At 68.5% G+C, this 22,050-nt stretch carries 20 protein-coding genes and 2 pseudogenes; 10 read left to right on the forward strand and 12 right to left on the reverse strand.

Annotated features, from left to right (window positions below; genetic code table 11):
- Window positions 1–15: 15 nt before the first annotated feature.
- A complete protein-coding gene (locus tag OG568_RS54450) occupies window positions 16–1,770 on the reverse strand; it encodes a thiamine pyrophosphate-binding protein (RefSeq protein WP_329537455.1) in 1,755 nt (584 codons plus the stop codon).
- Window positions 1,767–3,272: an aldehyde dehydrogenase family protein gene (locus OG568_RS54455; protein ID WP_329537456.1), complete on the reverse strand. Its 1,506-nt coding sequence runs from the start codon at window positions 3,270–3,272 to the stop codon at window positions 1,767–1,769. The genes OG568_RS54450 and OG568_RS54455 overlap by 4 nt, the downstream gene beginning before the upstream one ends.
- A 154-nt stretch (window positions 3,273–3,426) precedes the next feature.
- Here OG568_RS54455 and OG568_RS54460 point away from each other — a divergent pair, with 154 nt between their 5' ends.
- From OG568_RS54460 to OG568_RS54480, 5 genes are all read left to right on the forward strand, one after another.
- Entirely contained in the window at window positions 3,427–4,209 is a 783-nt protein-coding gene (locus tag OG568_RS54460) for an IclR family transcriptional regulator (protein ID WP_329537457.1), read from the forward strand.
- A gap of 44 nt (window positions 4,210–4,253) precedes the next feature.
- Entirely contained in the window at window positions 4,254–5,459 is a 1,206-nt protein-coding gene (locus OG568_RS54465; RefSeq protein WP_329537458.1) for a CaiB/BaiF CoA transferase family protein, read from the forward strand.
- Entirely contained in the window at window positions 5,456–6,277 is an 822-nt protein-coding gene (locus tag OG568_RS54470) for a citryl-CoA lyase (RefSeq protein ID WP_329537459.1), read from the forward strand. Before OG568_RS54465 ends, OG568_RS54470 begins: the two co-directional genes overlap by 4 nt.
- 152 nt (window positions 6,278–6,429) lie before the next feature.
- Window positions 6,430–8,586 (forward strand): outer membrane protein assembly factor BamB family protein, encoded by a 2,157-nt coding sequence (locus OG568_RS54475; RefSeq protein WP_329537460.1) that lies wholly within the window; start codon window positions 6,430–6,432, stop codon window positions 8,584–8,586.
- A gap of 14 nt (window positions 8,587–8,600) precedes the next feature.
- Entirely contained in the window at window positions 8,601–9,575 is a 975-nt protein-coding gene (locus OG568_RS54480; protein ID WP_329537461.1) for a ThuA domain-containing protein, read from the forward strand.
- 319 nt (window positions 9,576–9,894) lie between these two features.
- On the opposite strand, the pseudogene OG568_RS54485 reads toward OG568_RS54480, so the two are convergent.
- Window positions 9,895–10,607, reverse strand: a pseudogene (locus tag OG568_RS54485) (transposase); the annotation flags it as partial.
- Between the two features lie 276 nt (window positions 10,608–10,883).
- A complete protein-coding gene (locus OG568_RS54490) occupies window positions 10,884–12,290 on the reverse strand; it encodes an FAD-binding oxidoreductase (RefSeq protein ID WP_329537462.1) in 1,407 nt (468 codons plus the stop codon).
- Window positions 12,291–12,371: 81 nt separating this feature from the next.
- Between OG568_RS54490 and OG568_RS54495 the strand changes: the two genes are divergently transcribed.
- Complete coding sequence (locus OG568_RS54495) at window positions 12,372–13,034, forward strand: TetR/AcrR family transcriptional regulator (protein WP_329537463.1); 663 nt, start codon at window positions 12,372–12,374, stop codon at window positions 13,032–13,034.
- Between the two features lie 119 nt (window positions 13,035–13,153).
- Window positions 13,154–13,630, forward strand: coding sequence for a hypothetical protein (locus OG568_RS54500; protein ID WP_329537464.1), 477 nt, complete (start codon window positions 13,154–13,156; stop codon window positions 13,628–13,630).
- A gap of 105 nt (window positions 13,631–13,735) precedes the next feature.
- Here the strand turns inward: OG568_RS54500 and OG568_RS54505 are convergent, their stop codons facing one another.
- Complete coding sequence (locus OG568_RS54505) at window positions 13,736–14,386, reverse strand: FMN-dependent NADH-azoreductase (RefSeq protein WP_329537465.1); 651 nt, start codon at window positions 14,384–14,386, stop codon at window positions 13,736–13,738.
- 134 nt (window positions 14,387–14,520) lie between these two features.
- On the opposite strand from OG568_RS54505, the gene OG568_RS54510 reads away from it, so the two are divergent.
- Window positions 14,521–14,883 (forward strand): winged helix-turn-helix transcriptional regulator, encoded by a 363-nt coding sequence (locus OG568_RS54510; RefSeq protein WP_329537466.1) that lies wholly within the window; start codon window positions 14,521–14,523, stop codon window positions 14,881–14,883.
- A gap of 79 nt (window positions 14,884–14,962) precedes the next feature.
- Here OG568_RS54510 and OG568_RS54515 read toward each other — a convergent pair whose 3' ends face one another.
- Together OG568_RS54515 and OG568_RS54520 are read right to left on the reverse strand one after the other, a co-directional pair.
- A complete protein-coding gene (locus OG568_RS54515; RefSeq protein ID WP_329537467.1) occupies window positions 14,963–15,562 on the reverse strand; it encodes a TetR/AcrR family transcriptional regulator in 600 nt (199 codons plus the stop codon).
- Between the two features lie 131 nt (window positions 15,563–15,693).
- Window positions 15,694–16,533 carry a helix-turn-helix transcriptional regulator gene (locus tag OG568_RS54520; protein ID WP_329537468.1) on the reverse strand — a complete coding sequence of 280 codons (840 nt, stop codon included), beginning with the start codon at window positions 16,531–16,533 and terminating at the stop codon, window positions 15,694–15,696.
- Between the two features lie 244 nt (window positions 16,534–16,777).
- Here OG568_RS54520 and OG568_RS54525 point away from each other — a divergent pair, with 244 nt between their 5' ends.
- The gene (locus OG568_RS54525; RefSeq protein WP_329537469.1) at window positions 16,778–17,479 is read left to right on the forward strand and encodes an alpha/beta fold hydrolase; all 702 of its coding nucleotides are present in this window, start codon (window positions 16,778–16,780) and stop codon (window positions 17,477–17,479) included.
- A 116-nt stretch (window positions 17,480–17,595) separates the two neighbouring features.
- Complete coding sequence (locus tag OG568_RS54530; protein WP_329537471.1) at window positions 17,596–18,453, forward strand: alpha/beta hydrolase; 858 nt, start codon at window positions 17,596–17,598, stop codon at window positions 18,451–18,453.
- Window positions 18,454–18,996: 543 nt separating this feature from the next.
- Here the strand turns inward: OG568_RS54530 and OG568_RS54535 are convergent.
- From OG568_RS54535 to OG568_RS54555, 5 genes and pseudogenes are all read right to left on the reverse strand, one after another.
- Entirely contained in the window at window positions 18,997–19,476 is a 480-nt protein-coding gene (locus tag OG568_RS54535) for a nitroreductase family deazaflavin-dependent oxidoreductase (RefSeq protein ID WP_329537472.1), read from the reverse strand.
- Window positions 19,477–19,489: 13 nt separating this feature from the next.
- Entirely contained in the window at window positions 19,490–19,999 is a 510-nt protein-coding gene (locus OG568_RS54540) for a nuclear transport factor 2 family protein (protein WP_329537473.1), read from the reverse strand.
- 378 nt (window positions 20,000–20,377) lie between these two features.
- Window positions 20,378–20,776, reverse strand: coding sequence for a nuclear transport factor 2 family protein (locus OG568_RS54545; protein WP_329537474.1), 399 nt, complete (start codon window positions 20,774–20,776; stop codon window positions 20,378–20,380).
- A gap of 39 nt (window positions 20,777–20,815) precedes the next feature.
- Entirely contained in the window at window positions 20,816–21,565 is a 750-nt protein-coding gene (locus OG568_RS54550) for an SDR family oxidoreductase (protein WP_329537475.1), read from the reverse strand.
- A gap of 138 nt (window positions 21,566–21,703) precedes the next feature.
- Window positions 21,704–22,046: pseudogene (locus tag OG568_RS54555) on the reverse strand (hypothetical protein); the annotation flags it as partial.
- Between the last annotated feature and the right edge of the window lie 4 nt (window positions 22,047–22,050).

The raw sequence follows: 22,050 nt of genomic DNA on the forward strand, positions 1-22,050 counted from the left end.
TGAGAGAAAGGCAGTTCAGTCGGTGAAGGACCCGCGGTAGATGTCCTTGATGTTCCAGTGGCCCGGCGTCGGTACGGGTTCGTTGACCATCGGTACGTCGATGACGGCGGGCCGGCGCCGCGCGATCGCATCGGCGAGGGCCTTGGAGAGATCGGCGGGGGCGACGACGGTATATCCGTCGGCTCCGCAGGACCGGCCCAGAGCCGCGAAGTCCGGGCTGTACGGCTGCCCTTCGGTGTCCGTGAACTCGCAGCCGTAGGACCGTCCGAACGACGCGGCCTGAAGGTCGGCGATGGTGCCGTGGGCCCGGTTGTTCATCACCACGAAGACGACGGGCATCCCCTGTTCGACGGCCATCGGCATCGCGGGCAGCTGTGCGCTCATTCCGCCGTCGCCGATCAGCGCGACCACCACGCGGTCCGGCTGGGCGATCTGCACCCCGACCGCGGCAGCCGGTCCGAAGCCCATGGTCGAGGCTCCGCCCGGGGTGACGAACCGCCCGCCTTCGGGGAGTTCGTAGCACTGGGCGACGCCGTTCTTGTTCCAGCCGACGTCGGTGACGAGCACCGCGTCGTCGGGCAGCGCGTCGCGGAGGTCGGCGAGGATGCGTTGCGGACGCAGCGGGAAGTCGTCGCTGCGTCCGTCCTCGCGAGCAGCGTCGAAGACGGTCCGGCGGGCGGTGGCGATGGTCGCCCGCAGCCCCTCCCTCCGCAGGGGTTCTGGCCTGGCAGCCCGTACAGCGGTCCCGATGGCCCGTACCGCGTCACCCGCGTCGGCGACGGCACCGATCTCGACGGGGTAGTTGCGGCCGATCTCGGCCGGATCTATGTCGATCTGGAGGAGCCGGCTGGGCGGACTGTGCTTGTCACCGAAGGTCCACGTATACGCCGGATCCCAGGAGCTGGCGTCGGTCTCCGCGAACCGGGTCGCCAGGGCGAGGACCACATCGGCGCCCTTGGTGTATTCGTGGGTCGTCTCCAGGCCCCAGAATCCGGGCATTCCGAGCAGCAGCGGATGGCTGTCGGGCAGGACGCCCTTGCCCATCAGGGAGTGCGCGATCGGGATATCGAGGTGCTCGGCGAGGTCCAACAAGGCCTGGCGGGCGGCGGGTTCGCGCAGACCGCCGCCGAAGTAGATCAGGGGGCGTTCGGCGCTCAGCAGCGCCTCAGCGATGCGTTCGGCCGTGGCCCGGTCGAGAGCGGGGAGCGCGGAACCTCCGGGCAGCGGGTACTCCTCCGCGTAGTCCTCGACCTGCCGACTCCACAGGTCCATCGGTACGTTGACCAGCACGGCCCCTGGTCGCCCGGAGGTCGCGGTCCAGAACGCCCGCTCCGTGGTGCGCGCCAGGTCGTGGACACGGTGGACGTGCCAGGCGCGCTTGGTGAACGGGCGGTAGATCGCCGTCTGGTCGGCGTCCGCGTGGAGGTTGACCTCCTGGTGCGGGTGGCGGCCGTAATAGTAGGAGGGGATGTCGCCGGAGATGACGACGAGCGGGATCGAATCGAGGGCGGCGGTGGCGACGCCGGTCACCGCGTTCATCATGCCGGGACCGACGTGAGTGAGCAGCACGCCGGGCTTCCCGGAGGCGCGGGCGTAGCCGTCGGCGGCGTGGGCTGCGGCCTGTTCGTGGCGGGCGATCACAAACTCGATCGAGCTGGGGCCGAGCGCGTCGAGCAGGGCGATGTTGGTGTGGCCGCAGGTGCCGAAGACGAACTCGACTCCGTACGACTCCAGTTGGCCGACCAGGGCTTCGGCAGCGGTGACAGTCATGCGCCGGTCTCTTCGTCCAGGGTGGTCACGTCGCCCCAGACGGACAGGCCGCGGAGCATGAGGGTCTTGACGACCGTGTAGTCGTCGATCATCGAGCGGGGGGTCTCACGACCGAAGCCGGAGTCCTTGACTCCGCCGAAAGGGACGTGGTCGAGGCGGTAGTTGGAGCTGCCGCCCGCGATCAGCGCACCGGTCTGCAACTCGCGCCAGGCGGTGATGATGCGGCCCATGTCGCGGGTGAACAGGCCCGCCTGAAGGCCGTATCGGCTGGCGTTGCAGGCGTCGATGACCGCGTCGAAGTCGTCGTACGGGAGCACCGCGACCAGCGCTCCGAAGACCTCGTGGACGACGACCGAGGCGGACTCGGGTGGTCCGGCGACGATGGTGGGCGCGGCGGTGGCGCCGTTGCGGGTGCCGCCGCGCAGCAGGCGAGCGCCGGAGGCGACGGCCTCGGCGGACCAGCTCACCACGCGTTCGGCGGCGTCGTCGTCGACCATCGAGCCCACGTCGGTGGCCGGGTCGAGCGGGTCGCCGACCTTCAGGGTGTCGACAGCGGCGGCGAAGGCATCGAGGAAAGTGTCGTAGCGGGAGCGGTGGACATAGACGCGCTGGACGGAGATGCAGCTCTGGCCGGAGTTGCTGTATCCGGTGCGGGCGCACTCCTTGGCAGCCTGCGCGATGTCGGCGTCCTCGCAGACGACGGTGGCGGCGTTCCCGCCGAGTTCGAGGACCAGGCGCTTGGCGCCGGCGGCGCGTGCCACAGCCCGGCCGGTCTCCGCGCTGCCGGTGAAGCTGATGACGGCGACCTCGTCGGCCGCGCACAACAGCGCGCCGACCTCGGCACCGCCGTGCAGCAACTGCACGGCCTGCGGGGGCATTCCGGACTCCAGCAGCAGCGCCACGATCGCGGCGGTGGCGGCCGGTGCCTGGGGCGGGGCCTTGACGAGGGTGGTGTTACCGGCGGCGAAGGAGGCGCCGAGTTTGTGGGCGAGAAGGTTGGCGGGTGCGTTGAACGGCGTGATGGCGAGGGCTACTCCGGCCGGCGCACGGTAGGTGAGGGCCGTGTTGCCGATGCCGCGTGACCAGCCCGCGACGGGCAGGTTCTCGCCGCCGATATGCCGGGCCTCGGACGCGCACACCGCGAAGGTGTCCGCCACCCGGTCGATCTCGCCGCGTCCGTCCTTGACCGGTTTGCCCAATTCCAGGGCGAGCAGCCGGGCCAGCTCCTCCCGGTGGGCCGAGGCGGCGCGGGAGGCACGGTCCAGGATGTCGGCGCGCACGGCGGGGGCGAGCCCGGCCACGGCACGGGCCGAGGAGCGGGCGTAGGCGAGGGCCCGGGACACTTCCTCCCCGGTCGCGAGGGTCGTACGGCTGACAACTTGGCGCAGATACGGACCCGTTCGGGTGACGACAGGACCTTCGCCGCCCCATTGGCCCGCGATGTACGGGGGCGCCTCGACCACCGTCGCGTCCGCGCCGGCCTTGAGAAGTGAATCCAGCATGAGACCTCCGATAAAACCGCTCAGTGGTACCGGTGGACTGCTCTGTGGGTCGGCGTGTAACGTACGGGCGCCAACTCGCGGTGGCAAGAGGACAGTTCGAGGAAGTTTCCGAGGGCGGTCCGTGAGGGCGGCCCGGCACGGAGGGAGAAGTCGCGTGGACGGGACCGAGCAGGAGCAGGCGGCCGAGGCGACCGGAGTACGCAGTGTGCGCAGGGCCTTGGACATCCTGGGGCTGCTGACCGAGGATCGGCCGACGATCACGTTGCGGGAGATCGTCGACGCCACCGGTTTGGCGAAGACCACGGCGGTCCGCCTGGTGCAGACCCTGGAACAGTGCGGTCTGCTCTGGGACACTCCGGCCGGCTACACCGCGGGCCCCGGACTGTGGCGCTGGGCCCACCTGGCCCACACCAGCTGGGAACTGCCCCGCGAAACCCGCAAGTTGATGCGCGAGTTGGCCGAGGGACAGCAGGAGACGGTCAACCTCTTCATGCTGCGCGGGCTGGCCCGCGTCTGTGTCGCGCAGCAGGAGAGCCCCCAGCCGCTGCGCCATGTGGTGCGGGTCGGCGACGAACTCCCGCTGTGGGCGGGCGCCTCGTCCAAGATCCTGCTGCGTACGGCCCCGGACAGCCTGCTGCGGCGGATCGCCCTGGACTCACCGCACGGTGAGGTGCACGCCCGGCAGTTGCGGGTGTGGGCGGACATGGCGGCGGAGCGCGGCTTCGCTGTCAGCCGGGGTGAGCGCGACGAGGGGCTGACGGCCGTGGCCGTGCCGGTCCTCGGACGCACCGGGGCCGTGGTCGCCGCGCTGTCGCTCAGCGGCCCCAGCCACCGTTTCCCTGAGGTCGTCGTGCAACGGTTCGCCGACGCGCTCGCCGCCGTCTCCCGGCAGATGTCGGAGCAGGGGTTCGACCATCCGCTCAGTCCGACGAAATAGCCCCCATGTGAATCCATCGCAGAAACCTCAGAAGGAGCCGGGGTATGCCCGAACGACCGCTCTCAGGAATCCGCGTACTCGATCTCACCAATGTGCTCGCAGGGCCGTACTGCAGTTACCACCTCATGCTGCTCGGCGCCGAGGTCGTCAAGGTCGAGCAGCCGGGCAGAGGCGATCTCGCCCGGAATCTCGGCCCCGACCCGGAACTCAACCGGGCCGGTATCGGCGCCTCCTTCCTCGCCCAGAACGCCGGCAAGAAGTCCCTCGCCCTCGATCTCAAGGACCCTTTCGACCGGTCCGACTTCGAGGATCTGGTGCGCGGAGCGGACGTCCTCCTCGACAACTTCCGGGCCGGGGTTCTGGCCCGCATGGGGTACGGCGCCACCCGGCTCAGCGAGCTCAACCCGCGTCTGGTGAGCTGTGCGATCACCGGCTTCGGGCAGACCGGGCCGATGAGCGCCGCGCCTGCCTACGACCAGATCATCCAGGGACTGTCCGGGATGATGAGCATCACCGGCACCACCGACACCGCGCCCCTGAGGGTGGGATTCCCGGTCTGCGACTCGCTCGGCGGACTCGGCGCGGCCCTCGCGATCAGCGCAGCCCTGCTCGGCAGGGAGAGGAGCGGGCGGGGCGTACGACTGGACGTCTCCATGCTGGAGGTCTCCCTCTCCGCCATGGGCTGGGCCGTCTCCAACTACCTGGTCAGCGGGGTTGATCCGGAGCCGATGGGCGACCAGAACGCCACCGCGGCGCCTTCCGGGACCTTCGAGACCGCGGACGGGGGCCTGAACATCGCGGCCAACCGGCAGGAGCAGTTCGTCACGCTCTGCCGACTCGCCGGGCTGCCGACGCTGGTCGACGATCCGCGCTTCGCCGAGCGGGAGGCACGCAAGCTGCACCGCACCGAACTCAACACCGAACTCAACGCGGCACTGCGCCGAAAGACCGCCCTGGAGTGGGAGGAGATCCTGTCCTCGGCCGGGGTCCCGGCGGCCCGCGTCCTGACAGTTCCCGAGGCTGTGGAGCTCGAACAGCTCGCGCACCGAGGCTTCTTCACCGACTTGCCCTACCCCGACGGCTCGGACCGCACCCTGCGGGTCAGCGGCAACGGCGTCCTCATGGATGGCGAGCCCTTCCCCCCGACCTCCCCGCCGCCACTGCTCGACGAGCACGGCGAGGAACGCACCACGCTCATCACCCGCTGGCGGGCGCACGGCCGTACGGCCGCCGAAGCGCCGGCCTCATGACCGCCGGGCCGCAGGACGGCCTGGTCGCCCAGTGGTGGGCCACCGCCGTCAGCCGGATCGAACCCGGCATCATCGAACTGCGCGAACGCCCCGTCCAGGACCTGATCGGCACCACGACGTTCGTCGAGATGATCTGGCTTCTGCTCCGCGGTGAACTCCCCCGCCCCGAACAGGCGAAACTCCTGGAGGCGGCCCTGGTCGCGGGTGTCGACCACGGCCCGCAGGCGCCCTCGATCGCCGCCGCCCGGATGGCCGCCACCTGCGGGGTCGGCCTCAACAGCGCGGTGGCCACCGGGGTGAACATGCTCGGTGACGTGCACGGTGGCGCCGGTCAGCAGTGCGTGGAGCTGCTCGACGAAATCACCCAACAGCACCATCAGGAGGGCGAGTTCGAACGCGCCGTGGCCGAGGTGGTCGGCGAGTGGCGGGCCCGGTCGCGCTATCTGCCCGGTTTCGGTCACCGCTTCCATCCCCGCGACCCGCGCCGCGATCCCCTGCTCGCCCTGGTGGACCGTGCCGTGGCCGACGGGCTCGTCGAAGGCGCCCATCTGCGGGCGGCCCGCGCCGTCGAGACGTACCTCAATCGCGGGCGCGAGGGAAAGAAGCCCGTGCCCATGAACATCGACGGTGCCACCGCCGTCATCTACGCCGAGCTGGGCTTCCCCGCGCCACTGGCCCGCGGACTCTTCGTGCTCAGCCGCAGCGTCGGCATCCTCGCGCACGCCTGGGAGGAGACCGGGCAGGGCCGGCGCAACAAGAGCCCCATGCCGCCCTCCATGGTCCCGGTCCACCTGGTGGTACCAACTCCGCGCGCCTAGCTCCTGGTTGGCTCTCACTCCACGAAAACCTTCTGCCGCATGTCTTGTCACGCGCGTACGTCGTCCCTAACGTGACGCTCCATCACGCGAACCCACTCTGCGGGTTTTATGAACCATCTAGTGGACCTTGATCGAATCGAGGGAACTCAACGATGGAAAGACGCTCCTTTCTTCTGACAGCCGCAGCGGGCAGCGCGGCCACGGTCTCCGCCCTGACCTCCACAGCCGAGGCCTCGTCCGACTCCCCCGGACTGGCGCTCCCCGTGCCACCGCAGTCCGCCGCGCTCGGCACCACGGGCATCGACTGGCCCAAGGTGGGGGGAAATTACGGCAACCAAAACCATTCCACGCTCCGCGACCTCACCCCGAAGAACGTCAAGAAGCTCGGCGGTGCCTGGCACGTCAACCTGGAGGGCGGTTCGACCTCCGCGTACCAGCAGTGCGCGATCGTCGTGCAGGACGGCGTGCTGTACGTCGAGACCACCCAGCAGAACGTCTTCGCCGTCAACGGCCGTACAGGCGAGGTCATGTGGAAGGCGAACCTCGGCACCGAGACCACCAACATGCGCGGCGTCGCCGTCGCCGAGGGCAAGGTCTTCACCATCTCGGGCGCCAACATCGTCTACGCCCTCGACCAGAAGACCGGCGCGGTCATCTGGCAGAAGCCGCTGATCGTGGAGGACAACGGCGGCGACGACGGCTGCAGCAACGACAGTGGCCAGTGCGGCGGCAACAGCGGCGGACTCGCGGGCGCGGTCGTCCACTTCGACGGGCTGATCTACGTCGGCACCGAGGGCTCGACGGCCGGAGCGCGGGGCCGAGGCTACGCGCTCGACGCCAAGACCGGCGACGTCGTGTGGACCTTCTGGGGCCCGCCGGGTCCCGGCGAGTTCGGGCACGACACCTGGGAGGGCGACTCCTGGAAGACCGGCGGCGCGGTCCCCTGGATCCACCCCGCCGTGGACCCCGAACTCGGCCTGGTCTACTGGACGTTCGGCAACCCCTATCCCCGCACGGACGGCTCCTCGCGCGGCGGCGACAACCTCTTCGCCAACTCGATCGTCGCCATCGACGCCAAGACCGGTAAGCGGCGCTGGCACTTCCAGTCCGTCCACCACGACATCTGGGACGCCGACAACGTCATGGCACCGGTCCTCGCCGACCTCCTCATCGACGGCAGGAAGCGCAAGGTCGTCGTCTACGGGTCCAAGACCTGCATGTTCTACATCCTCGACCGGCGCACCGGCGAGGCCATCCACGGCATGGAGGAACGCGCGGTCCCCCAGCACGCCGAGCACAAGACCTCGCCCACCCAGCCGTTCCCCGGCGGCGAGCCGTTCACCGACCCGTTCCCGCGCCTCGACAAGACGACCAGACCGGTGCCGTTCTACCCGGTCGGCGGCCTCTACTCGGTCTTCTGGGACCGGGCCACCATCATCTTCCCAGGCGCGGGCGGCGGCGGAGACTGGGGGTTCCCGTCCTTCAGCCCGAAGACCGGGTACGTCTACATCGGCTACGGCTTGGTCAACTCCTCCTACTCCAATACCCACGGCGGCCGGGTCAACACCGCCCGCCCGCTGGGTGAGTTGTTCGGCGGTGGGCTGGTCGCCATGGACCCGCGGACCAACACGGTCGCTTGGCGCAAGGAGGGCGACTGGTCCCTCGCCCACGGCAACGGCATCCTCACCACCGCCGGCCGGCTCCTCTTCCAGGGCCGCCCGGACGGCATCCTCGAAGCGATGGACGACACCAGCGGCGAGACTCTGTGGACCTGGCAGTGCGGCGCCGGGGTGAACACCATCCCCGTGTCGTACGACATCGACGGCGAGCAGTACGTGGCCGTGCTCGCCGGGGGCAACGGGCTGCCGTTTCCCGACATCCCCAAGGGCGACCACCTGTGGGCGTTCAAGGTCGGCGGCAAGGTCGCACCCGCCCCCGCGCCCACCCCGCCCTCCCGCCGCAACCAGATCCGCGTCGCCGCCGTGACCGGCGCGACGGCACACAACACCATCACCCTCGGCCGGATCTGGAGCACCGGCACCAACTCCCCCGGCACCACCGAGAACACGGTGGCCCAGAACGCCATGGCGCCCCAGTACCTCACCGTCCCCGTCGGCACCGAGGTCACCTTCGCCAACCCCGCCGACAACAAGCAGGCGCACGGTGCGGCGGCGTTCTTCGACGCCGAGTTCGACACCGGACTGCTGATGCCGGGTCAGTCGTACACGCACACCTTCGCCAAGGCCGGCGAGTACTTCTACAACGACCCGGCGTTCGCGCAGTCCACCGGCAAGATCGTCGTCCAGTGAGAGGGCTGACCGTCATGACGGCAAGAACCCGCACCCCATTGACCATCGCGCTGGCCGTCGCACTGGTCGCCCTGGCCGCCTTCTTCGGCGGTCGCTACCAGGCCGCCGCCCAGGCAGGACACACCAGCGCACAGGAACTCGGCGACCCCGACTACGGCGTCTGCCGGGGCACCAGCCCCAAGTGCTACCACGACTGGGGCAACTTCACCCCGGCCACCGACGGCTACAAGGTGCTGCTCTACACCCGTACCGCCGGCCCCCGGCACGCCAACCTCGGCCCTTCGCTCGGCACCGGTCTTGACCCGGCGCTCACCGCCGCCAACGTCGTACAGAACGCGGTCGTCAAGTTGGGCCAGGACAACGGCTTCACCGTGGACTGGACCGAGGACGTCTCCCAACTCGCCTCTCCGGGTCAGTTGTTCAGGTACAACGCGGTCATCTTCTACTCCACCAGCCGCGACACGCTCGACGACGCCGCGCAGACCTCGCTGCGCCAGTACATCCGAGGCGGCGGAGGCTTCGTCGGCATCCACAACGCGTTCGGTACGGAATACAACTGGCCGTGGTACGAGGGCCTGTTGGGAGGCGCCAACTACTACGACCACGGCCCTGAGCAAACCGGTACCGTCGTCACCGAGGACCGCCACGACTCCTCCACCGAGGGTCTCCCGGCCCGCTGGAACTTCACCGACGAGTGGTACAACCTCGTCCCCGCCCCGTCCAGAGTCCGACTCCTCGCCACCGTCGACGAGTCCACGCTGCCCAAGGGCGTCACCGGCAGCATGGGCCACCCCGGACACGGCAGGGACCACCCGGTGGCCTGGTGCCAGTACTACGACGGCGGCCGAGCATGGCTCACCACCCTCGGCCACGACGCCAAGGACTTCACCACCGATGGCTCCTTCCCCGGCGCCGAGCAGTACCAGAAGCTCATTCTCGGCGGCATCGAGTCAGCGATGGGCAAGACACCCTTCTGCCGCAGCCGTTGAACCGGACACCGCTAGCTGGAACGCGCAGGGGAAGCCCGAGAGGCCGAGACCGAAACCAGGACCACCCACACGTGTGTTGCAACCACCTTCACCGCACCCAACCATCGTCCGGCAATCAGCTCTGACCTCGGAGGACGATGCGGTGCAGGATCGGCGGCTGCTCGAAGGTGCGGATTCGAAGGCGCCGAGACCCCAGCCCGTCCACTCGTCCACGACGCCTGTCCCGGGTGGGACCCCGAAACCGGTACAGGTCACCTCGTCCCCGCCAGGCCTCACCGCCGACACCCGCCACAATGACGAAAGGCGTCGATGACGTGGCCCGGCGCTCGTAGCAGCGGGCGATGCAGTGGAAGGCGTTCCGCCAAGCGTTGGTCCATTCGACGTGCCACCTCTGGCTTGCCCGGATCGGTGCCTTCTCACCCTTATGCGCGATGCGGCCGTGCAGGCCGCGTCGTTCGAGCAGGGTGCGGGTTTTGTCCGAGTCGTAGCCGGCGTCCAGGTGCACGGCGATGCCGTCGGGCAGCGGTCCCAGGTTGTCCAGGCGGTCCAAAGTCGGGGCGAGCAGCGGGGAGTCGTGACTGTACGCGGCCCAGCGGGATTCCATAACCAACTGTCATACCTGAGCGTTTCAGGCCCTGCTTGCCACGGTCGACCGGTGAACACCCCGCGACCTCGCCACCGCCGGGGGCTTTCGTGATGGAGCCGTCGACGGCGATCTTGTCGAGGAGGAGGCAAGACGATCCGGTCGTAGGACTCCAGCGCGATCTGTTTGAGTTTGGCGAAGACGCCGAGCCGGATCCACTCGTCGCGGCGGGTGCGGATCGTGGTGGCCGAGCAGGTTGTGTCGGAGATCGTCTGGTAGGAGCCGCCGAAGCGCAGGAACTGCAGCATTTTGTCGAAGAAGATTCGGTCGCCGATGCGTGGGCGGTGACCGCCCAACGGATCGTTCGGCGCGTAGGTCGATCGCTCAGGCAGCGGGGCGGTGAATTGGTCCCAGAGCGGTTCGGTCAGCCATGGCGGCAGTACAGGCACAGGTCTCCGCGGTGATCACAGATCGCCGCAACTCCATGATCGCCAAGACCTGTGCCTGCCCTACTGCCGGGGTGCCACCACCCCGCCTATCTGCGTAGCCTCTAAGACGTCCGCGTCAGAAGTGGTCACAGAGGTTCCTTCTTCAAGGTCGCTGCATCTGGTTGCCGAGGCGGCGGCCTGGGTGCTCCACGCCCCGGCTCGGGCCGAGGGCCGAGGGCCGAGGTCGGCGCGCCGGGCTGCCGCTCGCTTGTGTGCGTTGCCCCTGTGCGCGGGCTGTCAGGCGGTCGGGGCTATGTTCTTGTTGAAGCGGAGGAGGTTGTCCGGGTCCCAGGTGGCCTTGACCGCCTGCAGCCGCCGGTACTTGGCCTCGCTGCCGTGGACTCCGCGGCGCCACTTCTCACCCCGGTCGTCGGTGAGGTTGGTGTAGCCGGCGGCGAGTGCGTGGGGCTGCATCTCCTCGGTGATGCGGTTCGCCGACTGTTCGTACTGCGGGTCGTGCTCAGGGGCGTCCCACATGCTGACGGCTTCCCACAGCCAGGCGGCTCCCTCGCGGGAGAAGGCGGTGGCGTCCTCGGCGACGTCCTCGGAGATCGCGCCGCCCATGCACCACAGGTTGATGACGGTGGCGGCGCCCAGGTTCGACGGCGCGGTGGCGGCGTGGCGCAGCAGGGTGTCGATGACGTCGGCGGACAGGACCGGAAGGTAGCCGCCGCGCAGGTTCATGCGCTTGCCGTACGGGGCTACGGCGTCCAGCATGCTGTTCGCCTGCGGCCACAGCGCCTTCGTGACCAGGTTGGCCGCCGGTCGGCCCAGGGCGGCGAGCGGCTCGATGACCTCATCCGCTGTGGCCAAATCCCCGGTGAAGACGGGGACAAGGACGAGCACCGGCTTGCCGTGCGCCTCCGGCGGCAGCATCGGCAGGGCGGGTGCGGGAGCGATCGCGGCCAGCAGGCCCAGTTCGCGAGGCGCGGTGGCCATATGTGCGGGAAGCTTGGCAAGCACGTCGGCGGCCTGGTCGAACGGGAAGATCAGCTGTCCGGCGACGACGTCGGGTCCGAGCTGGTGTGCGCGGTACTCGAAGGCGGTGACGACCCCGAAGTTACCGCCCCCGCCGCGCAGCGCCCAGAACAGCTCGGGATTCTCGGTCTCGTCGGCGCGGACCTTGCGTCCGTCCACGGTGACCATCTCGCAGGCCAGCAGGTTGTCGACGGTCGCGCCGAAGCGGCGCATCAAGTGGCCGATGCCCCCGCCCAGTGTCAGTCCGGCGACACCCGTGGTGCTCACCGTTCCAGCGGGCACGGCAAGCCCGTACTCCTGCGCGGCGGCGTCCAACTCACCCAGGAGGACGCCTGGTTGGGCCCGTACCACCTGCGTGTCGGGGTCGACGTCGATCGCCTTCATCGCCGAGAGGTCGACAACCAGCGCGCCGCCGGGCATCGCGTACCCGTCCGAGCCGTGCCCGCCGCCCCGCACGGCCACCGGGATTCCGTGGGCGGAGGCGTGACGCAGGACGGCCGCGACGTCGTCCTCGTCGGAGCACTGTGCGATCAGCGCGGGGCCCTCGTCGGCGGCGCGGCCCTGGTACAGGGCTCGCGCGGCGTCGTATCGGTCGTCGCCGGGTCGCAGCACGGCGCCACGGAAGTCGGCAGGGAAGTCGGCGAAGGGGTCTGCGGAAAAGGTCATGGTGGGGGGCCTCCTCAAGGGGTCACACGGCTAACCGGAACTTGAATTTCCGGTTAGATTGCAGGCTAACATCGGAGGCATATGAGCCCGTCCACACCCCCTGCCGACCGCCCGCTGCGCGCCGACGCCCGCCAGAACGTCGAGCAGATCCTCCAGGTCGCCCAGGATGTGTTCGCCGACCTCGGTTACCAGGCGTCGATCGCCGAGGTCGCCCGGCGATCCGGCCTGGGCATGGGCACCATCTACCGGCACTTCCCGAACAAGACCGCCCTGGTGGAGCGCATCGCGATCAAGGTGATGCAGGAGAGCCTGGACGAGGTGCGGCGTGCCCTGGCCGAGGAACCGGCCACGTGGACCGCCTTCACCCGGGCGGTGCGCCACATGGTGCGCCTGCGCAGCAGCCAGCTCTTCCCCGTGTCCCGGGGGCGTGCCAGGGAACCGGGCCCCGAACTGGCCGGCATCCGCACACAACTCCTGACCGCCCTGGAAGACCTCGTGGCCCGGACGCAGCTTGCGGGAGCCATGCGCGACGACGTGACCGCCTACGACGTCGTACTGATGCTGAACTCGATCCCGCCACGCCTGGCCGATGCAGGGGATGACGGCCCCGCGGCGGACCTGACCGACCGCTATGTCGGCGTACTCCTCGACGGGCTGCGCGCCCCCGGCGCCGAGACACTGTCTCAACCGGCTCCTGGCCGCCGGGAGATCGACCAGTTCTTCCGGACCGTGCACGGCCTGTGACGAACTCCCGCGCCATGCCCGCCCTGGGGTGGGGTCATTGGTCCTAGTGCTTTTTTCCGAGACGCGTTGGGTCGGGAGACCGATTCCCGCCCAGCCGGCCGGAAAATAGCGTCAACCGCATGAGCGATGAAGTGCAGAAGCCCCTCGGCTACCGCGCGGTTGACGTCGTCCGCGGCTACGCAGACCGCGACGCCATCGTGGTACAGGACGCGCTGGCCGGTCTGGAAGCAGTCGCCTGGATGGAGATCTACGCCGTTTTGAGCGGCCTGCTGCGCTCCACCGTCAGCATCATTGAGGTGACCGGCGAGCAGTGGACGGCCGGCCAGCTGGTCGAACATGCCGACCAGGTCGCCGCTGCGGCCCCGCCCCACTACGAGTTCACGATTGCCGAGACAGCGCGGGCATGGGCCCGCGGGGACCAGTCGGCACTGAGCGCGCTGCCGGGACAGGACCCCCTCGAGGCTGTGCACGTGACGGCCGTATTCGTCGCCGCTCTGGGGCTGGCGCTGTGGGGAAGGACCGGATTCCTCGGCGTTCTCACGGCGTACGACGACACCGTCACCGCGATCGCGAACGGTCAGCCGTCCGGTCTCTGACCATTCGAACCGCCGCGCCCGACATTCAGACTCTCGCTGGCTTCGTCGTCGATGCCACTTGCCTGCGAAGCCGGCGAGAGCCCTTTACCTGACCCTTCGCCGGAGTCAGGAAGCCTTGAGGGCTGCTTCCTTGCCCTTGCTGATCGCGTCCTCGATGGCCTTGGCCTTGGACGCGTCGGCGAGCGGGATCAGCTCGGCCATGGCCGGGTTGGAGTGCGCCAGCGTGAGCTCGGGGACGATGAAGTCGACCTTCACTCCCAACATCTCGGTGAGGACCGCCTCCAGGTAGTTCTGGACGTATTCGAAGGGTTCACGGGGGGCGCCGGGGGCGTAGGAACCGCCGCGGCTCGCCACGATGTACACCGGGGTGCCCTTGACCGCCGACTCCTCGACGAGCGCGGTACGGCCCACGAGTATCACCTGGTCGATCCACGCCTTCAGCGTGGAGGGAATCGTGAAGTTGTACATCGGGGCGCCGATGAGGACGACGTCCGCGCTCTCCAGCTCCTCGACCAGCTTGAGCTGCTCGGCGAACGCGGCCGCCTGCTCCGGGGTGTGGTCGGCGGGGGCACTGAAGGCGGCGGAGGCGGTGAGCGTGTCCAGGTGCGGCACCGGGTCGGCGTTGAGGTCCCGGTAGATCACCGTGCCGTCGGGGTGCTGTGCCTCCCATGCCTGTCGGAAGGCGGCCGTGACCGCGCGGGAGGCGGAGTTCTGCTCCGGCCACAGGGCCGAGTCCAGGTGCAGCAGCGTTGCCATGAGGAGGTCTCCAATGAAACGGGACGGGACAAGGGCGCACGAAACAGAAGCTGCTTCTATTTCATGAGCTCCTAGTAATATCACATTGACTTACTTTTTCTCACCTACGACTGATCTCGCAGTAGACTCCAGGTATGACGGAACCGGTCACAGAGCCCTGCAAGCCGGTCGAAGGCGCGATCACGCGTGTCTTCGCGCTGCTCGGAAAACGTTGGACCGGCCTGATCGTGGCCGTTCTGATGGAGCACCCGGTGCACTTCGCCGACCTGCACCGCGCCATCCCGGGCATCAGCGAGCGCATGCTCTCGGACCGGTTGACCGAGCTCGGCGCGGCCAGGCTGGTCGTGCGCGAAGTGGACGAGGGGCCGCCGCTGCGCGTCTCGTACCGCCTGACGGAAGCCGGCGAAGCACTCGAGCTGGCTCTCACGGAGCTGGCCGGCTGGGCGGAGAGGCACCTCCCGGAGGTGGATCGGACCACGGCCTCGTCCGCTTGCTGAGCGACCTGCGCACACACGGGACCGCTCTCCGGCTCGTGGACCCGTCGGACGGATTCTCGACGGTCGGTATCTCCAGGATTCACACTCCGTCGGCTCGGATCATCCGCCGCACCAGGTCCACCCAGCCGGCCTGGACGCGTGCGACGGAGAATCCGCACCCGGCGTACAGGTAGTCCGTCGTCTCGAAGTTCGCGAAGGCGAGCAGGGCGTGGGCGAGCATGTCGTGATCCCCGTCAACTCCCGCCTCCCGCAGAAGGCTTGAGACGTGACGGTGGAAGGCGCGACCGGTGTCGGAGGCGTGGCGGCGGTCGTGGAGCACCTGGCGCCCGAGCGCGGCACCCACGTCCGCGTCGGCGGCGATGCGCTCGATCAGCGCACAGCCGAACGCTTCCAGCCGGTCCCTCGGGGGCGCGCCCGGCCCCAGCGGTGGAGGCCCTTCGGTATACGTCTCTTGGAACTCGGCCTCGGCCTCGCTGAGGAGGGCGAGCAGGAGTCCGTCGCGGTCGCCGAACCGGCGAAAGAGCGTGCCCTTGCCCACCCCGGCGGCCTCCGCGACCTCCTGCATCGTCAGGTGCCCGGCCCCTCGCTCGGCCACCAGCCTGGCTGCCGCCTCCAGAAGCCGGGCACGATTTCGGGCGGCGTCGACCCGCTCGGTGGCGGTGACGTCCGGTCTGTCCATCAGGGCGCTCCTGTCGCTCTTTTTCGGGTGCGTCCATGGCGCCGGCGGTGTGCTGCCCGGTTCGCAGGGGCGCATCGGGCGGGCTACGGCGTCCGGTCCGAAGCGGCCTCGGCAGATGGACCCAGGCCTCGTCAGGGGGTCAGCTGCTGGTGCCCTATGACCGAGAGCAGTTCCAGCTTGCTGTGGCTCTCCGTGCCGGGCCGGGTTGTCAGCACCACCAGGGTCTGAGCGCGGTTCTCGGTGAACAGAACCTGGCCGTCGACGTCGATGCGGCCAAGCTCGGGATGGACGATGGTCTTGCTCTCGTCGTATCGCTGGGCGACCTCCTGGAGTTCCCACAGGCTGACGAACTCGGGGCTGTGTTCCTGGAGTTCGGCCAGGATCCGGGCGGCTCGGGGGACGTCGCTGCCGGCTGTCAGCGCGACCCGCAGACGGGCCGCCTGCGCGCGGCCGTGGCGTTCGTGGTCCTCCTCGGGATACACCAGGCGCTCTGCGGGGTCCATGAACCAGCGGTAGTAGGCACTGCGAGCCAGGCCGGTGTGGCGCATCTGGTCGCCGAGCAGAGCGATGGCCAGCGGGTTCATCGCAAGGGTGTCAGCCATGTCGGTCAGCACCAGGGCCGGGGAGTCGTCCAGCCGGTCCAGGACCCGCATCAGCGTCGGGCTGACGTGCTCGGAGCGGTGGAAACGGGCCGGGGCGTTGTGGCCGATGAGGACGAAGAGATGGTCGCGCTCGTCCAGGGTCAGCCGCAGAGCCCTGGCCAGGGCGGTGGTGATCTGGACGGAGGGCTGCGGGGCGCGCTGCTGTTCCAGGCGGGCGTAGTAGTCGGTGGACATGCCGGCCAGCTGGGCAACCTCCTCGCGGCGCAGCCCCTGGGTACGCCTGCGCGGCCCCTCAACCAGACCGACGTCGCGGGGGCGCAGCGTTTCACGCCGGTGGCGCAGGAATTCCGCCAGTTCCTTCTTGTCCATGCCGTCCATCGTCGCCGCTTCCCGCCCGGCTATCCAGAGACCGCCAATCCATGGCTGAGCGCGTGCCCCAGTGTGACCTGCGGTCTACCCAGGGTTGCAGGCAGGGATCGCCGGTCCATGGATAAACCGTCCTCTCCCGCCCCCGCGAAGGCGCTCATACGGTCGAGGATGCGGGCGCTGACAGTGGGACGAGCCACCTCACGCCGCTGAATGATCAGCCTCCCCCGACCGAGCGGAAGAACAGATGACCGTTTTCAGCGATCGCAGCATCGAGCTTTCGCAGTTGACTTTTCACTATCGTGAGGCGGGTAATCCGGATGCGCCGCCCGTCGTTCTTCTGCACGGCCTCATGTACGACGCGCGGGACTGGGACGGGATCGCGGGCTTCCTCGCTGCGGACTACCACGTCTTGGCCCTCACGCAACGTGGCCATGGCGAAAGTGCGTGGCCCGGCGCTTACTCCTTCGAGCTGGGGTCCGGCGACCTCGAAGCGTTCACCGATGCGCTTTCCTTGGACCGATTCACATTGATCGCCCACTCGATGGGCGCACGAGTCGGATGCGTCTTCGCGGAGAAATTCCCCGAACGGATCGAGCGGATGGTCTGGGAGGACACCGCTCCTATCGACGTGGACTTCCCGGAAGGTTCCGGGGAAGTTCCTGGTGCGGTGCCTTTCGATTTCTCCGCGGCCACCTCACTGGTGCACCAGATCCACAACCCCGATCCGTCATGGTGGAACGACCTCTCCAAGATCACCGCCCCGACACTCATCATCGGCGGAGGATCCACCAGCTACACCCCCCAGGAGAGGCTGGCCGAGGCTGCTCGCTTCCTCCCCGGTGGCCGGCTGGAGACGATCGAGGGCGCCGGGCACATGGTTCACAGGACCTGCCCAGATGAATACATGGAGCTGCTGCGGAAGTTCCTCGCGGATAACAGTAGGTAGAAGCCCGTGGCAACGCCAAAGCACGCTCCGCACGACCCGACAGCCCGTCCGCCGGTTGCCCCGGCAGCACGCGGCCGAGCTGTCAACAAGGCCCTACCACTGAAGGAAGCCGTTTCATGACCGCGAACCGCATCACACTCGAAGTGGGGGACATCCGGATCACCGGCCTAGAGGCACCAGGTCGTCCGGGGATGCCGCTGCTGGCCTGCCTTCCCGGGGGTGGTTACAACGCGTCGTACTTCGACGTGCCCGGGTATTCGCTGATGGACGCCGCGCGGCGCGAGGGCTTTCCAGTGGTGTCGCTCGACCGTCCGGGCTATGGCGGCAGCACCGCGCTGGAGGGCGAGATCTCGTTCCGCCGGAATGCTCAGGTGCTCCAGGCGGCCATCGCCGAACTCTGGCGCCGGGACCTCCCGAACGCCCCCGGGATCGTCCTCGTCGGACACTCGATAGGCGGTGCGATCGCGCTGCATTTGGCAGCTGGCGCCCGCACCTGGCCGCTCCTCGGTGTCTCCGTCACCGGAATCCACGACGAGTCGCAGCGGACGAACGACGCCTTGAAGTCCCAGCCGTCGGCCAGCACGCTTGAGTTCAGCCGTGAGCACCTCCTGCGGTTCATGTACGGACCTGAGGACACGTACGACCCAAGTGTGCTCGACATCGCGAACCACGCCGAATCGCCCGTTCCCATAGCAGAGCTGGTGGAAGTGGCGGGCCAGTGGTGCACGGATTTCGCAGGAATCGCCGCGAAGATCGAGGTACCCGTCCACTACGGGCTGGCCGAGCATGAAGGGTTCTGGCACAGCAGCGACGAATCGGTCGCCGCCTTCGGAAACGCTTTCACCGCTGCACCCTCCGTGACTGCTCGGCGCATCCTGGGCGGCGGCCACAACATCGATCACCACTACGTCGGCGCAGCCTTCCACAAGGAACAGCTCGAATTCGCGAAGGGGCTGGTCTCCCCAGCCCAGTAGCGACTGCCGGGAACTGACATCTGACATCGCGCAACTGTCGATGGCGTCTGGACGTGGCTGGTGGCGGCCGGTCGCGGCTGTGTCGAACCGGAATGCACCTCATTGTTTCGGGGTCGCGCTACCTGCCGTGCGGACCGCAGGGCAGCAAGGTCCGGGACCACAGAGAGAATGAGTGGTCCCGGACCTTGTGCGGGCGCCACCCCCGTCCCCACGGACGGCGCCCGCTACCGGTCCTGCTGCCGCTCTCAGGCTGGGATCGGTAGATTTCTGTGGGTCCCGCTGACGCCCGGGATTCGCCGGGCTGCATTCCGCGCAATGGCCGGTTACCCGCGGTGGCGCGAACGTCTTCCGGTGCCTCGGGCTGCGGCCCTGCGGCGAGTGTCGCGGGCGTCGCACCAGTAGTCGCCCTCGGCCCCATGGGCGAGTTCCTGCCGTCGAGGGAAAGCCAAGCCGTCGTGGTGGTCGCCTCGCCGGTATCCGGCGAGGCGACGATCACGGCTGTCTGCGCGCTGACTGATCCGTGTGTGAACGAACCATGCCGCGTCAGTGCGCCACGGCCGTCGGCTCCAGGACGAAGACCGGGATCTCGCGGTCCACCTTCTTCTGAAGTTCGGCATAGGCGGGAAACGCCTCGACGGCTCGCGCCCACCACACGGCCTTCTCGTCGCCGGTCACCTCACGAGCCAGCATGTCCTGCCGCACCGGACCGTCCTGAAGCTCCACCCGAGGGTCGGCCACCAGGTTGTGGTACCAGACCGGGTGCTTGGGGGCTCCTCCCGCTGAGGCGACCACGGCGTAGGAGCCGTCGTGCTCCACCCGCATGAGCGGGGACTTGCGGATCTTGCCGCTCTTCGTGCCCAGGGTGGTCAGGATAACGACAGGCAGGTCCCGCCGCGTCGCGTCGTCCCAGCCGATCAGGCCGCCCAGCGTCGCTCCTTCGGAACCAGCGGAGCTTTCGTACAACTCCACCTGGTCCCGTACCAGCTGCATCGTGCTCGGCTCGTACTCGCCTTCGAGAGGCATGCTGCCGATCCCGTCAGAACATGGTGTTGTCGTTCGCGGACGTTTCCGGGATGTCCTGGATGACGTCCCAGTGTTCGACGATCTTGCCCTTCTCGAACCGGAAGATGTCCATCACTGCGGCGCCACGGTCGGCCGAGTCGTAGGTTCTCTTGTAGTGCACCGCCACCAGGTTCTTCTCGCCGAACACCCGCTTGATGTCGAAATTCAGCTCCGGAGACAGGGTGGTCCGCCACTTCACGTACGCGATGAACGGCCCCGTGCCGTCGGCGGACAGCGGGTTGTGCTGGATGAACTCGTCGCCCACGTACAGCTTGGCGGCCTCCTCGGGCTGCTTCTTGTTGAAGGCCAGATCCAGGAAAGCGACCGCGACGCGCCTGTTGTGCTGCACCTGGCTCTCCACCCGGTGCTCGCCGCGACCGGGCTGCGGATCGGCCGAGGCGGTACCCGCCACGGTGAGTGTGGCCGCGGCAATCGCGCCCACAACCGCCGTGACGGCGGAACGGCGAGAAATAGGATTTTTCATGGTCATCTCCCGGGATTAGTAAGGGACAACTTTGATTCGCACGATGCGCCACCACCACAGGTAGCAACGGTCGTGGAGGGAAGGGCTTTAGGCGCCGCCGGGAGGATCAGCCGGGTGCGGGCAACTGCCGACGACAGGGGCCCCTCTGAGGCGATCAAGAACTGGTATGGGCTGCGGGCGGCGCCGCCCCACAAGCCCTCCGTGGTCAGCAGGGCTGGTGGGTGACGTCCACCTTGACCGGAGTGGCCGCACGGAGGCCGCCAGGTCACGCTCAAACGGCACCGCTGAGCATGGCCAGGCCATCGTCATATGTGCCGTCGGCCTACGCGCAGAAGGAGTCAGGTTCCGAATCGGGGCCGCAGCAGACGACCCAGACGGTCAATTCACGCGTATGACCCGTTTGGAAATGCGCCAGCCGTCGGCGGTGTGCCGCAGTTCGTCCGTGTACACGGCGCTGATGACGGTGCCGCCGTCCACGACGCCCAAGCCCTTGGACTGGGCACGAACCTCGTCGCCCGGGCCGTCCGACACGACGATGTTCGTCGTGTGATGAGCTCGCGCGTGCCCCTCGGCGCCGAGGACAGCGGTGACCGCTTCCAGCCCGACAGCCGGCTCGAGGCCGAAGGCGCTTGCGTCCCATACCGCGTCTTCGGTGAGGACTTCACCAAGGCGGTCCAGCTCGCGGTCGTCCATGATGTGGCCCCAGAGGGCCAGCACACGTGCTATTTCGACGGCATCTTCATTGGTGGGTTTCATCGCGGTTCTTCCTGTGTCCATTGCGCAGGGAGGAAACGAGTGGCTGGGGAGCGACGTCTCTCAGACACCACTGAGGATGGCGAGGACGTTGTCGTAGGAGCCGTTGGCCTCCGCGTCGCGCACGAACCTGGCGCGCTCCACTACGAGCTCCTTGGCGTCAGGCTTGTCGCGCAGGATCCCGAGGGTCTCGTCGAGGAACTCATCCAGCGGCATGGAGTTCTCGTCGTCCTGCTGGCCCAGCAGGGTCGTGCGCACGCCCGGCGGGGCCACCTCGATCACCTGAACGCCGGCGTCGGCCTGCCCGAGCTGCACGCGCAGGCTCTCGGAGAAGGAGTGCAGCGCGGCCTTGGTCGCGTTGTAAGTCGGAGTAATCGGCAGCGGCACGAATGCCAGCGCCGAGGTGACGTTCACGACGGCCGCGTCGGCCTTGCCCACCAGCAGCGGCAGGAAGGCGTACGTCACCCGGATCGTGCCGAGCAGATTGACCGTGACGTGGTCCTCCGCAATCGAGAGCGAGGCCGGGTCGAGGAGGTTCTCCCGCAGCATGATGCCGGCGTTGTTGACCAGGATGTTCAGCTCGGGGTAGCTCGCCGCCACCGTTTCGCGGACCTGGGCGATCGAGTCGGGGTCCGTGACGTCGAGGACGAGCGCGTCGATGCCCGGGTGCTCGGCCGTGATCTCGTCGAGCAGCTCCTTGCGCCGGCCAGCGACGATCACCTTGTTGCCGGCCTCGTGCAGGCGCAGGGCCAGGCCGAGCCCGATGCCCGAGGTGCCGCCGGTGATCAGGATCGTGTTGCCGGTCATCTTCATGGGGGTCTCTCTCCTTCGTTGGCGCGGGCCGGTGAGCGCCCGCAGCTTCGACCGTAGGAGCGCCCGCGCGGGGGCGGGAGAGGAAGGTTTATCCATGGATCGGTGGTCTCTGCCTGGTGGAACTCGGGCTACCGACTGTCACGCACGGCTAGGAGATGAGCGCACCGGTCCCGCCCAGCGGATCCGGTGTCGCTTCGGCGTCGCGGCATCCGGGGACACTCCTGGACATGCGGCGCGGCTCGGCGCGGACGCGGTCCAGGCTCCGGGGAACCAGACGGCGGTGTACTGCTCGATGGCGTCGCGCAACCCGGTGGTGAAGGCCCCTCCCACGGTGGCCGTCCCGGGCGGTGGTAGCTGTCGAAGGTGCCGTACTGCTTGGTGTTGGGCCGGGTGTTGGTCGTTCGTCGCGGCGGTGGAAGGTGCCGTGGTCCAGGAAGCTGAGCGCCACCGCGTCGATCTCGCCGCGGTCCGGGTTGACGACCTGT

The sequence above is a fragment of the Streptomyces sp. NBC_01450 genome (assembly GCF_036227505.1).
Lineage (GTDB): Bacteria > Actinomycetota > Actinomycetes > Streptomycetales > Streptomycetaceae > Streptomyces.